2 protein-coding genes are annotated in these 4,634 nt (G+C 67.3%); both read left to right on the top strand.

The window, feature by feature from the left end; all coding sequences use genetic code 11:
* The coding region (locus tag G7007_RS21515; RefSeq protein WP_258198655.1) for a phosphopantetheine-binding protein at positions 1-504 on the top strand (504 nt) is incomplete at its 5' end.
* Positions 504-4,634: non-ribosomal peptide synthetase (locus G7007_RS21520; RefSeq protein WP_181105093.1), on the top strand; the 4,131-nt coding region annotated here is incomplete at its 3' end. The genes G7007_RS21515 and G7007_RS21520, both read left to right, overlap by 1 nt.

Raw genomic sequence — 4,634 nt, forward strand, 5'->3', positions numbered from 1 at the left:
GGCAAGCAACTGGTGGGCTACGTGGTCCTTGAGCAGGAAGCCGAAGGTTGGCAGGCCGAGCTGGCCCAGCACCTGAGCCATGGCCTGCCGGACTACATGGTGCCGAGCCAATGGCTGGCGCTGGACCGCCTGCCGCTGTCGCCCAACGGCAAGCTCGACCGCAAGGCCCTGCCCGCGCCGGATCCGGCGCAGGCGCGCCAGGTCTATGTCGCGCCGTGCAGCGAACTGGAGCAGCGCCTGGCCGCGATCTGGGCCCAGGTGTTGGGCCTGGAGCAGGTCGGGCTGACGGACAACTTCTTCGAACTGGGCGGGCATTCCCTGCTGGTGATCAATACCGTGTCTCGCATTCAACTCGACCTGGGGCTGACCCTGTCGCCCCAACTGCTGTTCCAGTACCCGGTGCTCGGCGCCCTGGCCGACCAGCTGAGCCTCGGCGAAGCGCCCGTGCAGCCCTCGACCTTGAGTCGCCTGGAAGGCCTGCTCGACGACCTGGAGGCCTTGTGATGGACAGCACCGTCGCCGCGCGCATCGCCCGCCGCTTCATCACCCTGCCGCTGGACAAGCGCACGCTCTACCTGGAGAAGATGCAGGCCGAGGGCGTGTCCCCCGCGAACCTGCCCATTCCCGAGGTGCAGTCGGCCTTCGACGCGCTGCCTCTGTCGTTCGCCCAGGAACGCCAGTGGCTGCTCTGGCAGCTGGACCCACAAAGCAGCGCCTACCACATCCCCATGGCGCTGCGCCTGCGTGGGCCTCTGGACACGGCGGCCTTGCAGCGGTCCTTCGACCATCTGGTCGAGCGTCACCAGACGCTGCGCACGCGCTTCGTGTTCGAACAGACCCGACCGGTGCAGATGATCGCGCCGAGTGCCCCGGTGACGATCGCGCACGACGCGGTGGGTGCGCTGGACGAGGCTGCGCTGCAGGCCAGGATCGTCGAGGAAACCCACCGGCCGTTCGACCTGGCCAGCGGCCCGCTGTGGCGGGTTCGGTTGCTGGCGCTGGCCGATCAGGACCATGTGCTGGTGCTGAGCCAGCACCACATCGTCTCCGACGGCGTGTCGATGCGCCTGATGATCGAGGAACTGATCGCCCTGTATGCCGGATTCAGCCACGGGGTGGCGCCGAGCCTGGCGCCCTTGCCGATCCAGTATGCCGACTATGCCCTCTGGCAGCGGCACTGGATGGAGGCGGGCGAGCGGGATCGGCAACTGGCCTACTGGACCGAGCGCCTGGGGCAGGGCAGCCCGGTGCTCGCGCTACCCATGGACCGTCCGCGTCCCGCCACGCCGAGCCATCGAGGCGCGCGGCACACCGTGCAAGTGCGCGCCGACGTCGTACAGGGCCTGCACGCCCTGGCACGTACCGAAGGCGCGACCGTGTTCATGGTCGTGCTGGCGGCGTTCCAGGCGCTGCTGCACCGCTACAGCGGGCAGTCCGACATCCGCGTCGGCGTGCCCAACGCCAACCGCAACCGGGTGGAAACCGAGCGCCTGATCGGCTACTTCGTCAATACCCAGGTCATTCGCGCTGAGGTCGACGGCCGTACGCCGTTTCTCACGTTGCTGCGCCAGGTACGTCAGCATGCCCTGGAGGCCCAGGCCTACCAGGAGCTGCCGTTCGAGCAGGTGGTCGAGGCGCTGGCGCCAGAGCGCACGCTGGGGCTGAACCCGCTGTTCCAGGTGATGTTCAACCATCAGGCGACGACCCGGAGCGCCCCAGAGGCCGCCCGCCTGGCCGGTGTGCACATCGAGCCAGTGGACGGTGTCACCGACCGGGCCCAGCTGGACCTGACCCTGGAAACCCGGGCGTCGGCCGAGGGGCTGGATGCCTCGCTGATCTACGCCACCGACCTGTTCGACGCATGCACCATCGAGCGCCTGGGAACGCACTTCGTCAACCTGTTGGAAGGCATCGTCGAGCGGCCGGAGCAGACGGTGGCCGAGTTGCCGTTGCTGGAGGCGGTCGAGCGTGAGCGTGCCCTTGTGCAGTGGAACGACACGGCGGTCGCTTACCCGCTGGACAGCAGCGTTCAGCAACTGATCGAAGCGCAGGTGCAGCGCACGCCCGGCGCCGAGGCGTTGGTGTTTGGCGGGACGCGTCTGAGCTACGCGCAGCTCAATGAACGTGCCAACCGCCTGTCCCATCGCCTGATCGAACTGGGTGTCGGTCCCGATGTGCTGGTGGGCATCGCTGCCGAGCGCAGCGTGGAGATGGTGGTAGGCTTGCTGGCTATTTTGAAGGCTGGGGGCGCCTATGTGCCGCTGGACCCGGAATACCCGCAGGATCGTTTGCGCTACATGCTGCAAGACAGTGGCGTGCGCCTGCTGTTGACCCAGAGCCATCTGGATTTGCCAGTGAGCGAGGGCGTGCAGACGCTGGCGCTGGACCTGGAAGCAGGCAGCGCTTGCAGCCACGATCCGCAAGTGCCGGTGCATCCTGAGAACCTGGCTTATGTGATCTACACCTCCGGCTCCACGGGCCGCCCGAAAGGGGCGGGCAACCGTCACTCGGCGCTGATAAACCGCCTGTGCTGGATGCAGGAAGCCTATGGTCTGTCGGCAGCCGACACGGTGCTGCAAAAGACCCCGTTCAGCTTCGACGTGTCGGTCTGGGAGTTCTTCTGGCCGTTGATGACCGGCGCACGGTTGGTCGTGGCGGCTCCAGGCGATCACCGCGACCCGGCACGCCTGATCGAGCTGATCACCACCGAGCAGGTCAGCACGCTGCACTTCGTGCCATCGATGCTGCTGGCCTTTGTACAGGACCTGAACGTTTCGAGCTGCACCAGCCTCAAGCGCATCGTGTGCAGTGGCGAGGCCTTGCCCGTCGATGCGCAGCACCAGGTCTTCGCCAAATTGCCGAATGCTGCCTTGTACAACCTCTATGGCCCGACCGAAGCGGCCATCGACGTCACCCACTGGACCTGCCGCGACGAAGGCCGCGACAGCGTGCCGATCGGTCAGCCCATCGCCAACTTGGCCTGCTACGTTCTCGATGCCGAGCTGCAACCGGTCCCGGTGGGCGTGCTGGGCGAGCTGTACCTGGCCGGTGAAGGCCTGGCGCGCGGCTACCACCGTCGTCCGGGTCTGACTGCCGAACGCTTCGTGGTCAGCCCCTACGGCACTGACGAGCGCCTGTACCGCACCGGCGACCTGGCCCGCCAACGCCCCGATGGGGTCATCGAGTACGCCGGTCGTATCGACCATCAGGTCAAGCTGCGCGGTTTGCGCATCGAACTGGGCGAAATCGAAGCACGCTTGCTGGAGCACGCTTCGGTGCGTGAAGCCGTAGTGACGGTGCCGGACGGCAAGCAACTGGTCGGCTATGTGGTCCTAGAGCAGGAAACCGCAGGCTGGCAAGCCGAATTGGCCCAGCACCTGAGCCACGGCCTGCCCGACTACATGATACCCAGCCAATGGCTAGCCCTGGAGCGCCTGCCGCTGTCCCCCAACGGCAAGCTCGACCGCAAGGCGCTGCCGACACTGGAACTGTCGACCCCGGCCCAGGCCTACCAGGCGCCGACCATGGACATCGAGACCCGTCTGGCCGATATCTGGGAGGCGGTGCTCGGCACAGGGCCCGTGAGCGTCACCGACAACTTCTTTGTCCTCGGCGGCGACTCGATCCTGTCGATTCAGGTGGTCAGCCGCGCGCGCCAGGCAGGGCTTCACATCACGCCTAAGGCCCTGTTCCAGCACCAGACCATCCAGCGCCTGGCGACGGTCGCCCAGTGGCGGGAGGCCGTGGCCAGCCAGGTCGAACAAGGCCCCGTGATCGGGGTGACGCCCTGGCTGCCGTTTCAGCACTGGTTCTTCGAACGGGGCATGCCCGAACCGGCGCATTGGAACCAGTCGTTGCTGCTGCGCGCCCATGCGCCGCTCGACGCCGACGCCCTGAATCAGGCGCTGCTGGCGCTGTACGCCCACCACGATGCCCTGCGCCTGCGCTTTACTGGCGACACCGCCGAGCACGGCCCGCTGCAACCGGCGCAACCGCTGCTGACGCGCACCACGGCCACCGATGCCGCCGCCATCGAAGCGGCTTGCGAGGCGGCTCAGCGCAGCCTGGATCTGGCCAAAGGCCCGCTGCTGCGTGCGCTGCTGGTCGACGTCGCCGACGGCTCGCAACGTGTGTTGCTGGTGATCCACCATCTGGTGGTGGACGGTGTGTCCTGGCGCGTGCTGCTCGACGATCTGGACACGACCTACCGCCAGGCGCTGGCCGGACAGGCCCTCGTGCTGCCGCCCAAGACCACCGCCTTCAAGACCTGGGCCGAACGCCTGCACGGCCACGCGGCTCAGCTGGACGGCGAGTTGGAGTACTGGACGCGTCAGCTCGACGGCGCCCCGGTCGACCTGCCCGAGGCCGATCTGACCGGCGCTCTGGAAAACCGTCATCGGCAGAGTGTGCACGCCCACCTGAACGCCGATCTGACCCGCCAGTTGTTGCAACAGGCCCCGGCCGCCTACCGCACCCAGGTCAACGACCTGCTGCTCACCGCGCTGGTCCGCGTGGTCTGCCGTTGGAGCGGTACCGAATCGGCGCTGATCGAACTCGAAGGCCATGGCCGCGAAGACCTGTTCGACGACGTCGACCTGAGCCGCACGGTGGGCTGGTTCACCAGCGCCTACCCG

The organism is Pseudomonas entomophila (genome assembly GCF_013523125.1).
GTDB lineage: Bacteria > Pseudomonadota > Gammaproteobacteria > Pseudomonadales > Pseudomonadaceae > Aquipseudomonas > Aquipseudomonas entomophila_B.